This is a genomic window from Vibrio agarivorans (assembly GCF_030409635.1).
In the GTDB taxonomy this organism is placed as follows: domain Bacteria; phylum Pseudomonadota; class Gammaproteobacteria; order Enterobacterales; family Vibrionaceae; genus Vibrio; species Vibrio agarivorans.
In genome coordinates this window covers 2,066,228-2,085,706 of the sequence record NZ_JAUFQF010000004.1, presented here as the reverse complement: position 1 = coordinate 2,085,706, position 19,479 = coordinate 2,066,228, and the positions used below count along the sequence as shown (strand labels likewise).

Sequence of the window (19,479 nt, the reverse complement as noted above, 5' to 3'; positions counted from 1 at the left end):
AATTGTTAAATTTATAAAAATAACATTTGCAAATGATAATCAATCTCAATATCATGCGCATTATTAATAATTAGCAACAAAAATAGTCAAAGGGATAAAATGACTCATTACAAACAATCTGCTCTTTCTGCAGCCATTTTGCTCGCTCTTTCCAGTGGTAGCGTGCTCGCTCAAGACAATCACACCTCAACAGAATCACCATCAGCTCAAGCAGATGAAGTGATGGTTATCACCGCAACACGAAGCTCTAGCCCGATTGAAGATACAGCTGCCTCTGTTGCTATCATCACGGCTGATGACATTGAAGCGAATATGGTCACGGATCTTGGCGATTTATTTAAATATACGCCTGGGGTGACGGTTGATTCCACTTCTCGTCAAGGTGTGCAAGGTATCAACATCCGCGGAATGTCAGGTAATCGAGTCAAGGTCACCGTTGACGGTGTGGCACAATCGAACCAGTTTAAGAATAGCTACGACTTCATTAACTCTTCTCGTGCTGATGTTGACCCTGATATGTTGAAAGCGGTAGGTGTGGTGAAAGGTGCCGCCTCTTCTTTACATGGTTCAGATGCCGTTGGTGGTATCGTAGCGTTTGAGACTAAAGACCCGAGTGATTTCCTCCGTGGGAAAGACTTTGGCGGTCACGCGAAATTCAACTACTCATCGGCTGACAACACATTCAGTGAATCTGTAGCATTGGCAAATCGCTTTGGCGATTTAGAATCACTTGTCGCGTATACACGCCGTGACGGTAACGAAATCGATAACTTCGGTTCACCTGACGAGCAAGATACCTCTGTTGATAACCTACTGATCAAACTTCAGTACCAATTGAACCCGTCACATCGCCTCGAATTTTCAGGTAACTACCTAAAAAATCGTGCCGATATGACCATCAAGGATGAGAACTACACGAATTACAACGGTGAAGACGAAACTGAACAATATCAAGTTGGCATCAAACATATTTGGGACGCTTACTCTGCGATCGCTGATACTGTTGTTTGGCAATTAGACTGGCTTTCAAAGGAAGAAAACGGTGTGACAAACCGAACCTACCTTTCTGACGGTAACGTTCAACGTAAAGACTATGTCTATTCAGACGAAGGGGTTCAATTTGACCTACAAATTGACAAACACTTTATGGTCGGCAACACACAGCACTACGTGATCTATGGTGCGGCATTCTTTGATAAAGATATTGAGAATACCAACCTTGAATACAACACCACTCGTCCAGATAGCGAAATATTCTACATGCCAAACGCAAGCGAGCGTCGTTATGGTCTATTTGCCCAAGATGAAATCTCATTTGGTAACTGGATTGTGACCCCTGGCATCCGTTATGACTCATTTGAAACCGACCCTGGTGATGCAAGTGATAACCCAAGTGAAAACCCACAAGATGTGTACACTAAATACTCAGACTCTGCCTTCACGGCCAGACTAGGTACAGTGTACAAGATCAACAATGAGCATCGCTTATTTGCCCAAGTGAGCCAAGGTTTCCGTGCACCAGATTTTCAGGAGTTATTCTACTCTTATGGCAACCCAATGTTCGGTTATGTCAGTGCACCAAATCCAGATCTTAAAGCAGAAGAGAGTATCTCTTATGAGTTAGGTTGGCGTCACAACCATGCTATTTCATCTACTGAAATTGCTATCTTCTATAGTGATTACGATAACTTCATCGACTCTGAATGTGTGACAGGCTCTTGGACTCCATCAGACCCTTGTGTAAATATGCACGTCAACAAAGACAAGGCTGAAATCCGTGGGGTTGAATTAGGCAACAACCTATCGTGGGATGAGTTTGTTTCAGTTAGAGGTTTCAGCTCTCGAATCGCAGCAGCCTACACAGAGGGCGAAGACGGTGATGGTAACCCACTGAACAGCATCAACCCTTGGAATCTTGTTGCTGGCCTAAACTATGATTCTGAGTCCAACTGGGGAACCTCATTGAATGTGAATTACACCGCAAGCAAAGATGCGAGTGACATCAATGGCGACTACCTACCAATCTCTAGCGCAACCATTGTTGATGTGACAGCTTACTACAAGCCAATCCAAGATCTAACGCTGCGTGCTGGCATCTTCAATCTAACAGATGAAGAGTACTACAGCTGGAACGATGTACGTGACCTCGTTGCTGAAGACAAAGACAAGACTCAAGCGGGACGTAATTGGTCAATTACGGCAAAATACGAGTTCTGATGTAACCTTCTCAAATAGCCAAATTATACAACACCGTTAACTGGATAAAGGGTCTGAAATCATCAGACCCTTTTTTTATAAAAAATACAAGTAAAGCGATTTATAGTCAGGTAATCTTCCGTTAGTTGTACTTTTTCGATGAAACTCTTATGAACTACGAATCTTTTGAAGACATCTATAACCGCGCCTGCCAGCGAAAAGGCGGTCGAGCATCACTCGAACTCCTCCTCACACAACCCCTTACCAACGAACAGCTGTCGACTATTTCTGATGACCGATTTCTCGCTCAGTTTACCAAGTCTATCTTCCAGTCTGGGTTTGTGTGGCGTGTGATTCATAACAAATGGCCAGCTTTCGAAGAAGTGTTCTGGGAGTTCAATATTGAAAAACTATTGATGATGCCTGCTGACATGCTAGAGCGAAAAAGCCAAGATGAACGCATCGTGCGAAATTTCACTAAGGTCAAAACCGTGCCAGCGAATGCTCAGATGGTGCGCAACGTTCAGCTCGAGCATGGCAGTTTTGCTCAGTTTATCGCAGACTGGCCAGAAGAGAACATTATTGGGCTTTGGCTCTACTTGAAAAAGAACGGTCAACGCTTGGGCGGAAACACTGGGCCATACGCCTTGCGCCAAGTGGGAAAAGATACCTTCATATTGAGCCAAGATGTTGAAAGCTACCTAAGAGCACATAACATTATCGAAGGTGGTTTGTACACCAAGCGAAGCCTAGAAGCCACGCAACGCGCTTTCAACCACTGGCGTGAAGAGTCAGGTCGTAGTTTAACTGAGCTATCACGTTTAATTGCGTTTGGTGTCGGTGAGAATGTCGTTTTAGCGTAGAGATTAACAAAATAGCGTCTTGATTTGAAAATAAGCAGATAGTGCGTAAAAACGCCCAGTGAAAATCACCGGGCGTTAAAGATAATAACGTCGACTGTAGTCAGTTTAGCCTAAGCGGACCTCACGAATTATTCAGCCCAGCAAGCGAAGGCCTCTTCAGCCGTAAACTTACCATCCAGCAGAGCACGGCCAACAATCACACCCGCTACACCACTGCCTTTCAATGCAGCAATATCGTCTAACGAGCCAATACCGCCAGATGACTGAAATTGAACTTGAGGGTACTGTTTGCAAAGATCGACATATAGCTCTACGTTCGAGCCCGCCAGTGTGCCATCACGTGAAATGTCGGTGCACAGTACATGCTTAAGACCTACTGTAAGGTAATCATCAATTAACGCTTCAATGGTTACGCCAGAATCTTCTTGCCATCCAGAAATCGCCACTTTACGAGTGCCTGATTCATCGATGTTGATATCCAATGCCAACACAATCTTTTCGGCACCGTATTTCTCCATCCAGCCTTTAACGAGCTCTGGCTGCTTTACTGCCGTTGAGCCGACGACAACGCGCTGTGCACCTGCTTCAAGCAGGTCTACGACATCTTGCTCAGTACGAACGCCACCACCAATTTGAATACTCGCTGGGGTGCTATCAAGTAACTTTGCAATCAAGTCGAGTTGACGTGCTGTCGTATCTTTTGCTCCAGTAAGATCCACTAGGTGTAACCAGTTTGCACCGGCTTGGTGATAAAGGTTGAACTGCTCTGAAGGGTCTACTTTATATTCTGTTACTTGGCCGTAATCGCCTTGGTATAGCCTGACAACCTGACCTTCAATCAGGTCTAATGCTGGAATAATCACTGGTTAATATCCTTATTCTTAAAGCTCTAAGAAGTTCTTGATCAATGTCGAGCCCGCTTTTGAAGAGCGCTCCGGGTGAAACTGTACCCCGTAGTAATTACCACTTTGTACCGCTGCCGTGAATGGCTTGCCATAATCACAACTCGCAATCGTGTAGTCGCCGACAGGCATCGCAAAACTGTGTACAAAATAGAAATACTCGCCCTCTTCGATACCTTTAAACAACGGGTGCTCTGGTGTTGAGGTGACAGTATTCCAGCCCATATGTGGAAGCGGTAGATCGCCAGTTTCTAACAGGCGAACTTCACCATCACAAAGACCTAAACACTCCACCAGCTCGTCGGCTTTTTGTCCTTTCTCTTGTGAAAGCTTACCGAGTAGTTGCATGCCAAGGCAGATGCCAAGCAGTGGTTTTTCAACACGCTTAACCAAACCAATTAGGTCACGCTCTTCAAGGTTTTTCATCGCCTCGCTTGCCGTACCAACACCTGGTAAAAACAGCTTGTCAGCGGCTAGCACCACTTCAGGGTCTTTGGAGATTGATACATCGTAGCCGAGACGTTCGATGGCAAATTTTACGGATGAAACGTTGGCACATCCTGTGTCAATAATGACGACTTTTTGTTCTGTCATTGTATCTTCCTTACAATACGCCTTTACTGCTTGGTAGCTCATTGCCTTCAACTTTTACCGCTTGACGAAGTGTACGACCAAAGGCTTTGAAGAGGCTCTCAATGATGTGGTGATCATTATCACCGTTTGAAGAGAGGTGCAGCGTACACGCCAGTGTGTCGGTCAGTGAACGGAAAAAGTGAACCACCATCTCTGTCGACAAGTCACCCACCTGTTCACGACTGAACTCTGCTTCAAATTTAAGATATGGACGACCAGAAAGATCTAGGCCACATTGAGCAAGACACTCATCCATCGGTAAGCTAAAGCCAAAGCGGCCAATACCACGCTTATCACCCAATGCATCCTTCAGAGCTTGGCCTAACGCTAATGCAGTGTCTTCAATTGTGTGGTGATCATCAATGTGCAAATCACCCTCGACTTGGCACTTCATTTGGAAGCCACCGTGAGTCGCGATTTGATCAAGCATGTGATCAAAGAAACCTAGACCAGTCGAAATTTCGTTACCGCCCTGCTCATCAAGGTTCACAAACACTTTAATGTCCGTCTCTTTGGTTGTACGCACCACTTCTGCTGTGCGCGCTTTCACCGTCAGGTCTTTAAGGATTTGTGGCCAACCCATTGTTTCCGGGTTGTACTGAATACCGCGAATGGCCATATTCTCAGCCAGCTGTAGATCCGTTTGACGATCGCCAATCACCACTGAGTGTTGAAAATCCACTTTGCCACCCTGAAGATACTCTTTCACCATACCCAATTTTGGCTTGCGGCAAGAGCAGTTATCTTCTTCAAAGTGAGGACAAATTAGAACATCATCAAACTTTACACCTTGAGATTCAAAAATCTCCATCATCATATTATGTGGTGCGTCGAAATCAGCTTGTGGATAGCTGTCTGTGCCTAAACCATCTTGGTTAGTCACCATCACTAAACGATAGCCTGCATCTTGCAACGCTAACAAGCTCGGGATAACCAACGGCTCAAGTTTTAGCTTGTCTAGACGATCAACTTGGAAATCAACTGGCGGCTCAACAATTAAGGTGCCGTCTCGGTCAATAAATAGAATTTTTTGTTGCTTGCTCACGCGAACTTCCTTATTTCAATTTTTTTAACAGGCTAGCATGCTCATGGCCACCAGCCTATTGGTGTTCTTTATTTGCCGGTTTTCTATTTAGCTATAGTAATTACGAATGAAGCTCAACGTCTTCTCACATTCATCGCGGCTACCGACACTGATTCGTACACAATCTTCAATCGGTGAGTTACGCAAAATAATGCCATTATCCCATGCGGCTTTGAACAGGTTGTCACCATGTGGGAACTTGACGAGTAAGTAGTTACCCCACCCTTCAAATACCGTTAACCCTTCGAGGGTCGACAAGCCTGCTTGAAGATAGGCACGATTCGCATTGAGATCGAGAACCTGGAACTTCGCTCGAGCTAACCCTGCTTCAGACAGTGCTTGCGTCGCAATATCCGCAACAGGCACAGGGACAGGATACGGGGCAATCACTTTCAATAGCACATCGATAAGTGCTTCATTGGCTAACGTAAATCCGCAGCGAAGACCTGCCAGTGCAAACGCTTTCGACAATGTGCGTAAGATCGCAAGGTTTGAGTATTTCGCGAGCAAATCAACCGTCGATGCTTCTGGGCAGAAATCTATGTAGGCCTCATCCATCACCACGATGGCACGATCTTTTGTCATCTCAAGTAAGCTGACAATGTCTTCACGATTGACCAAGTTACCAGTTGGATTGTTTGGGCTACACACGAACACCAGCTTAACGCCATCGAGATTTTGCTCTATCCCATCAAGATCGAGCTGCCAATCTTGTGAGAGTGGCACTGTTTTGCGCTCAACACCAATTGTCTCTGCGCTGATGGCATACATACCGTAAGTAGGTGGGCAATACAAAATCGCATCTTCACCCGGTTCACAGAAGGCTCGGATCAGTAGTTCAATACCCTCATCTGCACCGCGTGATGTGAGTGTTTGCTCTGGTTGAACGCCTGCATACGCAGCATAAGCCTCAATCAAAGACTTTGGCTGACATTCACTGTATCGATTCAGACGCGCAAAGTCGGTTTTGTACTCATTATCAAATGGCGATTCATTCGCGTTTAACCACACATCACCACTGCCACCAATGCGACGAGCGGATAGATACGGCGTTAGTGCTTGAACCTGCTTCCTTGCGAGCTTTTCCATTACCCCTCTCCTTGTGTCAGCTTTTCTACACGAATCGTCACTGCACGTTTGTGGGCATCAAGACCTTCTGCTTCAGCCATAGTCACAACCGTTGGCGCTAGGTTAAGTAAGCCCTCTTTTGACAGCTCTTGAACCGTCATTCGTTTACTAAAGTCCGCAAGTCCTAAGCTTGAATAAGTGCGCGTATAGCCATAGGTTGGCAGAACGTGGTTGGTTCCAGATGCATAATCACCTGCCGACTCTGGAGACCAGTCTCCTAAGAAAATCGAACCTGCGTTATCCAACAGAGGCAACAAATCGCGTGGATTCTTAGTCTGAACAATTAAGTGCTCTGGACCATAGTAATTGGAAATAGAAACTGCTTGAGTCAAAGACTCCGAGATAATAATCAAACTCGAAGCCAACGCTTGCTGAGCGATACCTGCACGTGACAATTTAGCCAGCTGACGCTGAACAGCATCCGTCACTTGATCGGCAACGATAGGTGACGGCGTAACTAAAACAACTTGAGAATCTGGGCCGTGCTCTGCTTGAGAGAGCAAGTCAGCTGCAATGAAGTCGGGATCAGCCGTCTCATCAGCCAATACAAGCACTTCCGATGGACCTGCTGGCATATCAATTGCTGCACCACGGAAGTCATTGCTCACTTGACGTTTCGCTTCCGTCACATAAGCATTACCCGGACCGAAAATTTTGTCGACTTTCGCGACAGTCTCAGTGCCGTAAGCCATCGCCGCTACCGCTTGACCACCACCCACATTGTAAACTTCATCAATGTTACACAGCTTCGCGACGTAAAGAATTTCATCTGCTATTGGCGGAGGTGAACACAACACTACCTTGCGGCAGCCAGCAATTTGAGCTGGTACGCCAAGCATGAGTACAGTTGATGGTAGTGGCGCACTACCACCAGGGATATACAAACCCACTTTATTGATTGGACGAGTTACTTGCTCACACACAACACCTTGCTGCGTTTCTACACGCAGCGGTTGCGGCTTTTGTGCTTCGTGAAACTTTGCAATATTGGCATAAGCCTGCTCTAGTGCCTGCTTCATTTCAGCAGAGAGTCGCGCTGATGCCTCGTCAATCTCTTGTTCTGATACGCGAATTGATGATGGCTTTACACCATCAAACTTCTCAGTTAGTTCAAGCAGTGCTTCATCACCTTTAGCGCGAACTTGGCCGATAACCTCAGACACTGCTGCGGTAATATTTGCGCCTTCCGTGATCGCTGGGCGCTCCATAATCGAATCTTGCTGAGATTCACTCAGCGATTGCCATACAACCGTTCTCATCGCCTTACCCCATCATTTTTTCAATCGGAAGAACAAGGATCGAGCTTGCACCTAACTCTTTAAGCTGCTCCATTGTTTCCCAGAATAGGTTTTCTGTACTGACAAGGTGAATAGCCACTTTTTCTTTGTCAGAAGAGAGAGGAAGCACGGTTGGATCTTCTGCACCCGGTAGTAGCGCTTTCACTTGCTCTAGCTTATCCACTGGTGCATGCAGCATGATGTATTTCGACTCTTTAGCTTGCTGAACGCCTTGCATACGCGTCAATAGCTTCTCAATCAATGCTTCACGTTCAAGCTCAAATTCGCCAGTACGTTTAATGAGCGTTGCTTTAGACTGGAAGATGATTTCGGCTTCTTTAAGACCATTAGCTTCTAGCGTTGCCCCCGTAGACACCAAGTCTGCAATTGCATCGGCAAGACCTGCACGTGGAGCAACTTCAACAGAGCCAGTTAGCATACAAGTTGAGAACGGAACCCCCTGCTCATCCATGTAGGCTTTAAGAAGCTGAGGGTAAGTCGTGGCGATACGCTTGCCTGCAAGATCTTGAGGGCCGTTGTATTCTTGATCTTTGTTAATAGCAATAGAGAGACGGCAGCCGCCAAAATCAAGGCGACGTAGAGGAACAAATTCACACGGCTCACCGAGTGCTTTACGGTCAAGACGAACTTCTTCCAGCTCATTCTCACCAATAAAACCAAGGTCAACGACACCATCCATGATAAGACCAGGAATGTCATCATCACGAACCAACAGAAGGTCAATCGGCATGTTCAGAGAGTGAACGACAAGACGCTCACCCATGATGTTGAATTTTACACCGCACTTCTTAAGTAGATCTTGGCACTCTTTACTTAGGCGGCCTTTCTTTTGAATCGCAATTCTTAAACGCTGTGTTGTCATGACGAAATCCCTGTTCCTATTTTGTATAATTTTTCAAACCTGATAAAAGCAAAAAACCCTCGAGAGATTGAGTCTCCCGAGGGTTGGTATCTTGTTAGTATGAGATTCAAACCACCGGGAGTAACCTGTCTCCCGGGTACGCGTACATCGCCCGAAAGACTAAATTGGGTGATGGTGATGATGAATGTTCATTCCAAATGTACGCATAACTAAAGTTTCTTTCCTTAACACTATGTTCAACACACTAACTAAGGTGAAATGAATTTTCAACACTTTTGATTCGTTTTTTTGCAACTTTTTAAGTTACACTTTTTGTACTCGCATATAGCTCTCTATCTCGATGCGCTCTAGCACTTTTATAATCACCATAGCCGAAGAGCGCCGAGCGTTTCTATCTAGTGGCTGGCAAGTAATCTCACATTGATAGATCCATTCTCTACCAGTAATTGGAACTAAGTCACCTTGAGCTTTCACGGTTTCGTTGCGTTCACTGACACGATGTATCCATGTCGCCACATCTGATGAATCCCTATCCATATTTGAGAAAAGTAAGCTCGCCTGCCGGCCTTCAATAGACACCATATCTAAACCAAGCCAATCAAGCGCAGCATCATTTGCAAAGTTAACCTGCCCCTTATCATCAACGGTAAAGATCATATCAGTGATGCTACCGATTAATAATTCATTGAAGTGATTTTTTGACTCTAGCTCTTTCGCCAAGCTTTTGTAGTTACGACTGAATACGAGTAACTCATCTGGACCGCTGTCTATATCAATCGATGAGCTTCGTCGCAGGCTCTGAACCATGTTTGTCACAGGCTCAAGATTGCGTCGGCTGAAGAGAAGCCAAATGCCAGTGATCAATATTGCACCCAATGGTAAGGAGATAATCGCTACCCAGGTTGCCGTATTTACATTAGCGATCGAATAATCTTCATACATAATCAAATCAAAATAATGTTGATCAGCTTGATAAAGCCCGGACCTTGACACGTATTGATTTGATTCGAATTTAAGGGTCTCTAGCCTCACGTCAACCTGCTTTGATAGGTCAATAATATTAACGACTTGAGAGTTTGCGGTAATGTTTTCGATATAGAAACGCTGGCTCATGAAGGAGGTATAGCGATTTAGTACATTACTCGTCACCTCAGAGAAGGCTAATATATAACGCTCTGTACTCCCCTTTAAAGGCAGGTTAGCAGCACTGATCACGCGACCGTTGAACACGATGAGTACTTCCGTTTTCGTTAAAATCTTACTTAATACTTCAGGATCAGATAACTTACTGAGCAGTTGGCGATACATATTGTAGTTGTAACGATTAACTATAAAATCGGGTTGTCCATCATCGAGTAAAACGACAAAGTCCGAGCTTCTTGCTAGCCGACGTTCACGAATCATACTCTCAAGTTGCTCGTAGTCCTCTCTCTCTAAAATATCCTTGACAAAAGAGGTTGATAACCCGACTTTAAAGTCCTGATGATAAATTGATCCTGAGTTCGTGTAATACCCTAAAATAAACGACGTTAGATCTTCCACCTGGTGCTCGACTCCCGCCTTTCTCTCGTAATAACTGATTGTTATTACCGAAAGCACATAGAACATTGACACAACAGAGAAGGCAAGAACGTAAACTAACTTTATATTTCTAACCAGCGAATAGGATTTTTCTTCTTTTTCCACGGAGGTTAACCTTTACTTTTACTTGTTATAAACTCACTCACTTCCACTATTGCTTTTTCAACTTCCTGTTCAAGAGTGTGATAATTTTCTTCCATTATTTGACCGTTTGAACGGTCTGATTGTTTTTCAATTTGTTTAGCTAATTGATATGCAGGCCCACAACCTAGATACATAAATACACCCTTCAACTTATGTGCTGCCTCTTTAATTAATATAGGGTTATTCACTTTAATTGCGTTCTTTAATGTATCCATATCTTCTTGGTAAGAGTTAAGAAAATCATTTAGTACATCTAGGGTGATTTCCATATCATCGCCATTAAGTTCTAATATTTTAGAGGCGTTAAAACGCTCAGATAGCACTATAGGATTAGGTGGCACATCATCAATATCAACTAGTTGGGAAGTAATCCCGAGGTCATCTAACCAGTTTTCATTTACCCCTACAAAACTTGGAACGTCGTCGCTTGACTCAGGTATCGGGTAGCACTTTTGACCATGCAAATGCTCATTAGCTTTCAGCACAACCTCAGATAAATCATTAATTGTACAAGGTTTTGATATAAAACCATCAAAACCAACCTCATCAAGATCAAACTCTAGGTCACTGAATACGTCCGCAGTAATTACGACTAAATATGACTGTACTCTCTTTGGTAGAAGGTTCAATTTCTTTGCTAGTTCAATACCATCCATCACTGGCATGTGGCAATCTGAGAGGACAATATCAAAATGCTGTTGTTGATAATATTCAAAACCTTCTGCGCCATTATTTGCTATTGTGCACTCAAGACCTAATTTAGCAAGCTGACCAATTAATACCTTTTGGTTCACTAAATTATCTTCAACCAGCAAAATCGAAAGGCCTAACTCTGCTAAATTACTGTAGATTAATTGGCTTCTATCTCGTGTGGGTAAATCATCCGTCAATCGTTGAGCAACAATGATAATACTAAATACAGTGCCAACAGTTTCGATCGAAGATACCTCTATTTTCCCATCCATAGCATCCACGATTTCTTGGCAGATACTTAAGCCTAATCCACTTCCTCCAAAGCGTCGGCTGATATGATCATCAGCTTGGACAAACGGCCTAAAAAGTTTCTCTAATTGTGTTTTAGACAAACCAATCCCACTATCCCTAACCTGTAATCTCAACTTATCGGCAAAGGTGCCATCTTCATTTAACGAGGACTCTATAGTCTCAACACTAACTTCAACAAATCCTTCCTGAGTAAATTTGGTCGCATTGGAAAGCAAATTGTTAATGACCTGCAGCCAACGAACGGGGTCAATATTATAAGTACGTGATTCCATGTTGCTGGGAACTTTAATATTGAGGTTTACCCCCTTCTCTCTGGCACTGAACTCAAAATTCGCGGCCGCCTGATTTAGAAGGCGATATAACTCAGTAGGAACAGGAGACAACGTCATCTTTCCCGCTTCCATTTTAGAAAAGTCCAAAACATCATTGAGCAAAGACATGAGGTTGTAGGCTGAGCCCGACAGCACTTCGAGCTGGTCTTTCTGCTCTCCTGATAACTGACTAAATGTAAGTGCTTCAGCCATACCTAATACACCATTCATAGGGGTGCGTATCTCATGACTCATTTTGGCTAAAAATTCTGTCTTGGCTTTTGCTAACTGCTTGGCTTGTTGATGGGCTTTCTCTGTTTCGTTCAGTGCTTGCTTTAGTTGACTTTGTACCAAAGTCATTTTCCTGACTTGCACTCGGTGATAAAACATAAAGCTCGTCATACCTGCAAAAATCAGGATCAATATCCAGAGGTAGTACTCAAACTCTTCATGGTCGAAAATATCAACTTGCTTAACGCTTAATCTCCACTTTGCTGTCACTGTATCGATCACTGTTCGATCCAACTCTTGTATGGCGGTGTTTAATAGTTCAACCAACTCCATTTCATTGGCATCAACTTCTAAACTAATTTTTCCTGTAGGAAACTCTCTTGCGACAGAAATATTATTGAGATTGTGAAAACGATTCCTAGCGAGGATATAAGTTGTACTCAATTGATTCCCTATAAAACCCTTAGCACGTCCATCCGCTACTGCACTTAGGGCATCTGTCGTTGTATCAAAGTACAATATCGGACTCGATGGCAATCGCTCTGATACTAAGTCGTTAATATTTGAGCTAGACACCGCAGCAATCACTTTTCCATTAAGTTCATCCAACCCTCGATAAACCCCTCTAGAGACTAACGATAACTCCACTTCATCAATCGATTGTGTTGCGACCAGCCCAGCTAAAAGCTCTGGCTTTTCAAAGTAAATGCCAGGAATAAATTTCACCTCGCCACGATTAAGCGCTGCAATTGCATCTGCTCTTGATGCAAAAGTAATCGGTTTAGGCGTAAAGCCAATATGACTACCAATCACATCAATGATGTCTTGATAGTAGCCATCCAGAAACAAATCCTCTCCTTCAAAAAAAGGCGATTCACCCGACACGATATAGGCATAAGGTATTTCGGCGTTTTTTGCTAAATATCGCTCTTGTTCTTGGGTCACACGAGGCGAATAGCTGCCAATCAATAACTTAATTGAGGGAAGGTTCGCCGCATATTGATCAAGCCATATTTGTCTCAAGCCCACCGCCTCTTCGCTGCGCACAAAGCGGTTTAAATTAACAATGAGGCTTATATCTTTTGGTTTGGCAAACGCACGAGCATATAGGGGAGCTGTACTGTCTAATTTAGATTTAAAATGATGAAACTTGCCTACTCTCTTTAATGCCTCGTCTAACTTCTGTGAGCGAATTGAATAAATATAACTAAGATTGTCAACATACGACGCTATGTGGTCAGCATCAACTGTACGAAGGAGTATCGAGTATGAGTCATTAGTATTCGGTGGCGTACTTTGAATACCTAGGTGGAATGCTGCTGCTTCATTACTCTTCGATTTCAGTGTAACCCGCTCATAGAGCTTTGCTCTATATTCTATATAAGGCACTGAACGATACAGTCTCTCGACACCTTCTACTTGGTCGCCTACACCAAGTATATGGATCTCATCCTTGTAAAGCATCTCAAGTAACTTACTGTGGGGCTGCCAAATAATCTCTAGTTCAAAGTCATTCAGCCTCGCCCACTCTTGCCAAAATAGTTCAATATATTTGGCCTGAACAGTGACCGCTTGCTTATTGAGAGCTAAATCATTAGGCAGCGGCAACCCTTGCATATCAAGATTCAAAATGTCGGTTGGTAAGCCGAGAGTCACCTGTTGAACTGACGCTTCAGGTTGAACTGAACTAGCGTGCGTAAACACTCCCCATAGCAATAACAACAGGAACGTTTGTACTTGTAACCACCTTTGTAGAACAACTTGAACCATCAAAATACCTCAGCACTTCTGATTGTTACAAAATTATAGGAAAAGTGTTTCGGCATCTCTGTTATCTAAGTAACAGTTGTTAAAGACCCAACCAGTCTAAAATCATGCCCTAACACGCAAGATATGCAGTAATCCGTCCTATGGTCAAAGAATTTCTTCAGCCTTATCTGTTTAATCATGAACGTCCTATTCTCATTATTGATGATAGCTCTGTTTACCGTTCGGCAGCGAAAGGGATTCTACAAAAGTTAGGTTTTGAGGCGCGCAATGTCCACCAAGCCCAAAACGGAAGAGAAGCGAAAGCGCTATGTATCGAACACAACTATGCAATCATCTTTTACGATTACAACTTGGGGGCAGGCCTAAGCGGTTATCACCTAATGGAAGAGCTTGTTAGTGAAAAAATCATTGCTAGTGACTGTACTAATATCGTGGTCAGCGCCGAGGGCACGCTCAATGTGGTTCGTAGCTTTATGGAACTCTCTCCAGATGGCTACCTTCTTAAGCCTATCAGTCATGATATTCTTAAACACAAACTGCCAGCAATAGTGAAAACCAAAGCCAATCTCAGTGAGGCTTATACCGCACTTGATCAAGGGCGTTTTGAACGAGTGCTTGAGGTAACAGAAGAGACCATTCAAGAGGACGAGAACACCTTGATCGCAGCTCAAGCTCTCAAGGCCCGTGCTCAAATTGAACTCAACCTTTTGCATGATGCGCGTAACACCCTCGTTAGCCTTCAGCAGGTAACTCATCTGCCTATTAGCTACTTTATGCAGTTTGATATCGCGCTAAAGCAACGCCAATACAAGCAAGCGCAGTTTATTCTCGATCACATGCCAAAAAACTCGGTCTCCGCCCCTTTAGTACTAGATAGACAAACAACCGTGCAAATCATGCAGAGTCGTCTAGAAATGGCGTTGGTCAGTCAAAAACGTTCAATTAAGCTCTCTGCTATGCGCTTAGAGCGTTATTGGATTCTAGGCTTGATTGAAATGGCGCTATGTGAATTTTCAGATGCACAAGAAACTTTTGAGTATATGACAAACCATTGTAAGTTAACTCGTTTTGACCATGTCGACACGTATAACCTTGGTGCTCAAATGCTACTGGATCAGTGTCAATTTTCTCAAATTGAGATTAGAAATAAAGAACAGACCCAACTACGCTTCTATGTGGATGCAATGAAAAAACGGGGCAAACACAGTGACTACAATGTCACTGAGTCATTGCTAATCGCTCGCTATCAACTGCTTTATGGAAACCGAAAACTGTTTGTTAACGCATTTAACCTCGCGCAAAACAAGATGAAAGACTCCTCTTTAGACACCTTGGGTCTTTTCAATTGTATTGAGCTATTGAAGATAGCTGCACTTACGCAAAACGATCGTCAGGTTAACCGTATGCAAGAACAGATTAGAACGCTGCTAAAAGATCACGATCCTGTGGAATCAAAGCTGATTCAATCTTATCTCGCTCAATGGCGTAACAAAACCCAGCACAGCTATACGCAAGCAGAGTCACTACGTAAAGATGCTGACACACTCCTTAAAGCCGGAAAAAATGAGCGTGCTATTGAATTGCTTATGCAATCGTTAGATCTCAATAAAGTCGATACTATGACACCTCGCCTACTACTATTTGCTCTCACTCGTACGATGCCGCCTAAAATGTCTCGCACCGATTGCATTAGTTTGGTTTACCGGAGTATCCGACGTGTCAATGCGACGCCATATATACAGACGGCAGAGTTTAAGTCCGTCTGTAAACAGCTAGAAAAAAACCTTCTTGTTCCCGATTTCGCAAGGGCTTTATAACCATGAACAGTGTTTATCAGAATATCCTCATTATCGAAGATGAAAGACTACAGCGTCGTTTGTTACAACGTGCGCTAGAGTCACTCACTGACGCTAAGATTCACATTGCTGAAAATGGTCTTGAAGGATTAGAGCTTGCCACTCAATTCAACCCTGATTTAATTTTCTGCGATCTTAAAATGCCCAATATGGATGGCGTTCAATTTGCGCAGCAGCTTGTCAATCTATCCATTGATACCAAACTTGTTTTCATTAGTAGTACTGATAGTGACATTCTCAATGCCGTTGTCCATATGGCGTCTAATCAAGGCTTAAAACACTGCACTAAGCTTAATAAACCCATTTCGAAACAAGATATTGTTCGAGTTTTACAGCAGCTTGAGCAAGTCAATGTCGTTTCTCACAATAAAGATATTCCGACGGCTCTGATACTAGAAGAAGATGAACTCCAACTTGCACTCATTAACAAAGAGATCAGCCCTTTTTATCAACCTCAGTTCGATGCAAAATCTGGTGGCATTGTCGGTATTGAAGCGCTTGCTCGCTGGCATCACCCGACCGAAGGGATCCTAACCCCTGATCGCTTTCTACCCGCGATTTCTGAGTTCGGTCTCAATTATTTACTCTGTAGCACAATGCTCAGGCAATCATTCAGCCAGTTAAAACAGTGGCACAACAAGGGCTTTTCTGTTGCCATGTCTGTCAATGCTGCTCCGAGTGATTTGATGCAAGCTAACTTTGCAGACCGTGTCGTTGGCTTACTCGAAGAGTTCAGCCTGCCCGGACACTTTATCACCTTGGAAGTAACAGAAACCGAAGTTGCCTCAAATCTAAACCTTTTAATTGAGCACACCTCACGCCTTCGATTGAGTGGTGTTAACATCTCTATTGATGACTTTGGTATTGGTTACTCATCACTTGCTCAGTTGCTATCAAGTCCTTTTAATGAACTAAAAATTGATCGCTTCTTTATTAATGAAATGCTGACTAGCAACAGCCACATGGCCACGATTGAGTTTATCGTGTCATTAGCTAAAAAACTGGGATTGACCGTTGTTGCAGAGGGGGTTGAAAGTAAACAGCAAGCTTTAGCTTTACAGCAAATGGGATGCGATGTCCTACAAGGGTTTCTTTTTTCTAAGCCTATTCCTGGTGAGCAGCTAGAAGCTCTGCTTACAAAAAACTTTGCTCCCCACCTTTGAGGTAGAGTCATGAGTTATGCAATCTCTTGGCCATGTGAATTATCACACACCTTGCAGCAAAAGCTGTTAGCAATATCAACGCCACTAAAAAACGCCGCCACGCTGACGCAGTTTGCCACGAATGTCATAGCAAAAACGTATGATAATAATCAACGAGGCATCGCATATATTAGTGAAGGCGTTATCTCAATTTGTTTCGATAGTGATCGAGTTCAAACACAAAACTCCGTCATATTAAGCAAAGGGGTATGGATTGATAGTGAAATGCTCATCGCAGCACTGCAGATGGGCGGCTTTATCGAAGAAGTAGAGCCTTTGAAATACCTTTGGTTTCGTGAAGAGCAGTTGCTGACAATCTGCGAACAACACCACGAGTGTTATAAGCTTTTACACCATTATAAAAGACCAATGAACCAACAATGGTTGCAAGCCCAACATATTTCACAACATGTGAGAGATGTTCGTGTCGCGTATTTATTGCATGAACTAGCACTACAAACCTCGACAGTCCTCGGCGCTAAGCCTCTTTTGTTACTCTCTCAGGATCAACTAGCAATTATGACTGGCCTATCCAGACCTAGAGTGAATGAGGTCCTTAAAAAATTCAAACATGATGGTTTGATAAGCCAGGCTCGGGGGCGAATTTATATTGAAGACACGACTCAGCTTGCGGCTTATTTACCACCTCGTATTTCTCTAGGCAGAGAGAATAGTATATAAACACGGCCGACGTTTACGACACTCAAGACACTCCAACCATCTCACAAATCAAAGCCCTTCTATTGTTTATAGTTGGGTGCGTTGGAGAGCCTGACCAGATTGACAAAAGTGTTCCTAAAAGAACAGAGCTAGAGAAACGCGATCGTTAATATTGTTCGAATTTTCACAGCTCGGTAAAGGCAATGGACCAAGAATCTGTACAAGCTCTGCTACAAGAGCTCGCTTATGAGCAAAAGCATGGGACGCCATTTGCTGTTAAAGCACTCATTTTTTATATGAAGCAAATACTGAACTCATTTGAACGTGGAGAAACGTCCCTTCACAGTGGTGATGTACTCGCTATGCGCAAGGCTGTGGACTATTGGTTGCTTGATGAATGTAAAGCCAAACTTAATTCACGGATAAACAAAGAAAATCTAATTCAGCCAACATTCCAATAATGTTTGAGGGGAGCGTTCTACCCCTCTCGCTTTTCAGAACACAGCAGACTATAGACACCGTTAATGATTGAAACTACCATCGGGTTACTCGCCCTAACACTGATCTCCATGTTTGTTTGGGTTTATTCTTTATCCCTTCGCAAAGCTCGTCTTGAGAGAGAAAAAAGAGACAAAGATAGGCTTTATAAACAAGTGCTTGCTAAATCGTTAGAGCAAGAGAAGCAAGAGCGCTTAGCAAAAGCCGAGTTTGGGCATATTCCGAGTATCTTTTATGCAGCCAAAGAGGCTGAAAAAAGAAACAACTATGTCGATGCTCTTAAATGGTATGAAAAAGCAGGCTTTCTCAATAGCACATCCGCTATCAAGGCCATTATCAGCATCTGTCAATTACACCCCGATAACCTTGTCCTTAAAGATAAGCTTCGCTTTTGGAGCCAAGTTAGCAAAGGGATCAGTGGCGATTTAGATGCGTTCTATAACGCATCTGTCATGTTACTCGGAGAAGACAGTATGATGAGCCACCCTGATAAAGCGATAGAGTGGCTTGAGCACGCTGCAACCCAAGAACATATTGACTCTATACTCTTTCTGGGTCATTGGTATCAATCGGGCGATAGCTCTCAATATGATATTGATAAAGCCATCCACTGGAATAGGATTGCAGCGAGATTAAATTCCCCTACAGGAATGATTCGTGTCGGTTTTCATTATTTAGAAGGCTTAGGTACTGAAACCGATACTCTCCGCGCGGCATACTGGTTCGAGCGCGCCTCAGAAAAAGGCAGCACGAAAGCGATGCTTTACGCTGGTAAATTATGGATGGGAAGAAAAAACTCTGTCGCCTACATTTGGCTCTATATCGCCAGTGAGATGGGTGAGCAGGATACGCTACCACTGCGAGATGAGATTGCACAAACTCTTGGGGTTGACAACATCATTAACCTACAGGGTCTTGCAAAGCCTTTACTCATCAACATAAAAGACGGCTCGACCGTCAAACACAGTATTACTAGAGCATTGAATAACTGGTTTCGTCGCTCTGTACCGATTCCACAAACCCAAGCTAACCTAAACTTAAAACTAACGGAAAAAGAGCATCATATCATCAACCATCTTTCAAATAGCCAGGAGGCGGCGCCCTCTGACAAAGAGGCAAATGCCGCTGAGACTCACTAGCACGTCCTGTATCACGGTTGCCTCATAAATACCCTCAGGTCTGGCTAATATTCACAGCGATAATTTTCTTTTCTAATAGAACGTTTTAGAAGCGGTTACTCTAAAACGCTATAGAG

General features: G+C 43.6%; 15 protein-coding genes and 1 other annotated feature. Of the genes, 7 read left to right on the top strand and 8 right to left on the bottom strand.

The features are described 5' to 3' along the window. Positions 1–99: 99 nt before the first annotated feature. Positions 100–2,217, top strand: a complete 2,118-nt coding sequence (locus tag QWZ05_RS18115; protein WP_290299878.1) for a TonB-dependent hemoglobin/transferrin/lactoferrin family receptor — start codon at positions 100–102, stop codon at positions 2,215–2,217. Positions 2,218–2,366: 149 nt separating this feature from the next. Beyond that, positions 2,367–3,059: a DNA-3-methyladenine glycosylase I gene (locus tag QWZ05_RS18110; RefSeq protein ID WP_264877169.1), complete on the top strand. Its 693-nt coding sequence runs from the start codon at positions 2,367–2,369 to the stop codon at positions 3,057–3,059. A 128-nt stretch (positions 3,060–3,187) separates the two neighbouring features. Here QWZ05_RS18110 and hisA read toward each other — a convergent pair whose 3' ends face one another. The 8 genes from hisA to QWZ05_RS18070 form a co-directional block, all read right to left on the bottom strand. Beyond that, positions 3,188–3,922: a 1-(5-phosphoribosyl)-5-[(5-phosphoribosylamino)methylideneamino]imidazole-4-carboxamide isomerase gene (gene hisA, locus QWZ05_RS18105; protein ID WP_290299876.1), complete on the bottom strand. Its 735-nt coding sequence runs from the start codon at positions 3,920–3,922 to the stop codon at positions 3,188–3,190. Between the two features lie 18 nt (positions 3,923–3,940). Continuing rightward, positions 3,941–4,555, bottom strand: coding sequence for an imidazole glycerol phosphate synthase subunit HisH (gene hisH, locus QWZ05_RS18100; protein WP_264877167.1), 615 nt, complete (start codon positions 4,553–4,555; stop codon positions 3,941–3,943). A gap of 10 nt (positions 4,556–4,565) precedes the next feature. Continuing rightward, entirely contained in the window at positions 4,566–5,639 is a 1,074-nt protein-coding gene (gene hisB / locus QWZ05_RS18095) for a bifunctional histidinol-phosphatase/imidazoleglycerol-phosphate dehydratase HisB (RefSeq protein WP_264877166.1), read from the bottom strand. Between the two features lie 87 nt (positions 5,640–5,726). Continuing rightward, positions 5,727–6,767: a histidinol-phosphate transaminase gene (gene hisC, locus QWZ05_RS18090; protein ID WP_290299874.1), complete on the bottom strand. Its 1,041-nt coding sequence runs from the start codon at positions 6,765–6,767 to the stop codon at positions 5,727–5,729. Further along, positions 6,767–8,065, bottom strand: coding sequence for a histidinol dehydrogenase (gene hisD / locus QWZ05_RS18085; protein WP_290299872.1), 1,299 nt, complete (start codon positions 8,063–8,065; stop codon positions 6,767–6,769). The genes hisC and hisD overlap by 1 nt, the downstream gene beginning before the upstream one ends. Before the next feature lie 4 nt (positions 8,066–8,069). After that, on the bottom strand, positions 8,070–8,966 hold the full coding sequence (gene hisG / locus QWZ05_RS18080) for an ATP phosphoribosyltransferase (RefSeq protein WP_264877162.1): 897 nt from the start codon (positions 8,964–8,966) through the stop codon (positions 8,070–8,072). A gap of 51 nt (positions 8,967–9,017) precedes the next feature. Continuing rightward, positions 9,018–9,150, bottom strand: a sequence feature (His leader region). 119 nt (positions 9,151–9,269) lie between these two features. Beyond that, entirely contained in the window at positions 9,270–10,652 is a 1,383-nt protein-coding gene (locus tag QWZ05_RS18075; protein ID WP_290299869.1) for a PAS domain-containing protein, read from the bottom strand. Between the two features lie 5 nt (positions 10,653–10,657). Continuing rightward, entirely contained in the window at positions 10,658–14,008 is a 3,351-nt protein-coding gene (locus QWZ05_RS18070) for an ATP-binding protein (protein ID WP_290299868.1), read from the bottom strand. A gap of 140 nt (positions 14,009–14,148) precedes the next feature. On the opposite strand from QWZ05_RS18070, the gene QWZ05_RS18065 reads away from it, so the two are divergent. From QWZ05_RS18065 to QWZ05_RS18045, 5 genes are all read left to right on the top strand, one after another. Continuing rightward, on the top strand, positions 14,149–15,825 hold the full coding sequence (locus QWZ05_RS18065; protein WP_264877159.1) for a response regulator: 1,677 nt from the start codon (positions 14,149–14,151) through the stop codon (positions 15,823–15,825). A 2-nt stretch (positions 15,826–15,827) separates the two neighbouring features. Further along, positions 15,828–17,027 (top strand): two-component system response regulator, encoded by a 1,200-nt coding sequence (locus QWZ05_RS18060; protein WP_290299865.1) that lies wholly within the window; start codon positions 15,828–15,830, stop codon positions 17,025–17,027. Positions 17,028–17,036: 9 nt separating this feature from the next. Then, entirely contained in the window at positions 17,037–17,747 is a 711-nt protein-coding gene (locus QWZ05_RS18055; RefSeq protein ID WP_264877156.1) for a Crp/Fnr family transcriptional regulator, read from the top strand. A gap of 182 nt (positions 17,748–17,929) precedes the next feature. Further along, on the top strand, positions 17,930–18,187 hold the full coding sequence (locus QWZ05_RS18050; protein WP_264877155.1) for a hypothetical protein: 258 nt from the start codon (positions 17,930–17,932) through the stop codon (positions 18,185–18,187). Positions 18,188–18,250: 63 nt separating this feature from the next. Beyond that, positions 18,251–19,363: a tetratricopeptide repeat protein gene (locus QWZ05_RS18045; protein ID WP_264877154.1), complete on the top strand. Its 1,113-nt coding sequence runs from the start codon at positions 18,251–18,253 to the stop codon at positions 19,361–19,363. Positions 19,364–19,479 lie beyond the last annotated feature (116 nt).

What these genes read in the sequence shown, in the direction of transcription:
- QWZ05_RS18050 (WP_264877155.1), top strand. Translation starts at nt 17,930, where the DNA reads ATGGACCAAGAATCTGTACAAGCTCTGCTACAAGAGCTCGCTTATGAG.
- QWZ05_RS18045 (WP_264877154.1), top strand. Translation starts at nt 18,251, where the DNA reads ATGATTGAAACTACCATCGGGTTACTCGCCCTAACACTGATCTCCATG.
- hisC (WP_290299874.1), bottom strand. Translation starts at nt 6,767, where the DNA reads ATGGAAAAGCTCGCAAGGAAGCAGGTTCAAGCACTAACGCCGTATCTA.
- hisD (WP_290299872.1), bottom strand. Translation starts at nt 8,065, where the DNA reads ATGAGAACGGTTGTATGGCAATCGCTGAGTGAATCTCAGCAAGATTCG.
- QWZ05_RS18060 (WP_290299865.1), top strand. Translation starts at nt 15,828, where the DNA reads ATGAACAGTGTTTATCAGAATATCCTCATTATCGAAGATGAAAGACTA.
- QWZ05_RS18110 (WP_264877169.1), top strand. Translation starts at nt 2,367, where the DNA reads ATGAACTACGAATCTTTTGAAGACATCTATAACCGCGCCTGCCAGCGA.
- QWZ05_RS18115 (WP_290299878.1), top strand. Translation starts at nt 100, where the DNA reads ATGACTCATTACAAACAATCTGCTCTTTCTGCAGCCATTTTGCTCGCT.
- hisG (WP_264877162.1), bottom strand. Translation starts at nt 8,966, where the DNA reads ATGACAACACAGCGTTTAAGAATTGCGATTCAAAAGAAAGGCCGCCTA.
- hisH (WP_264877167.1), bottom strand. Translation starts at nt 4,555, where the DNA reads ATGACAGAACAAAAAGTCGTCATTATTGACACAGGATGTGCCAACGTT.
- QWZ05_RS18055 (WP_264877156.1), top strand. Translation starts at nt 17,037, where the DNA reads ATGAGTTATGCAATCTCTTGGCCATGTGAATTATCACACACCTTGCAG.
- QWZ05_RS18070 (WP_290299868.1), bottom strand. Translation starts at nt 14,008, where the DNA reads ATGGTTCAAGTTGTTCTACAAAGGTGGTTACAAGTACAAACGTTCCTG.
- QWZ05_RS18065 (WP_264877159.1), top strand. Translation starts at nt 14,149, where the DNA reads ATGGTCAAAGAATTTCTTCAGCCTTATCTGTTTAATCATGAACGTCCT.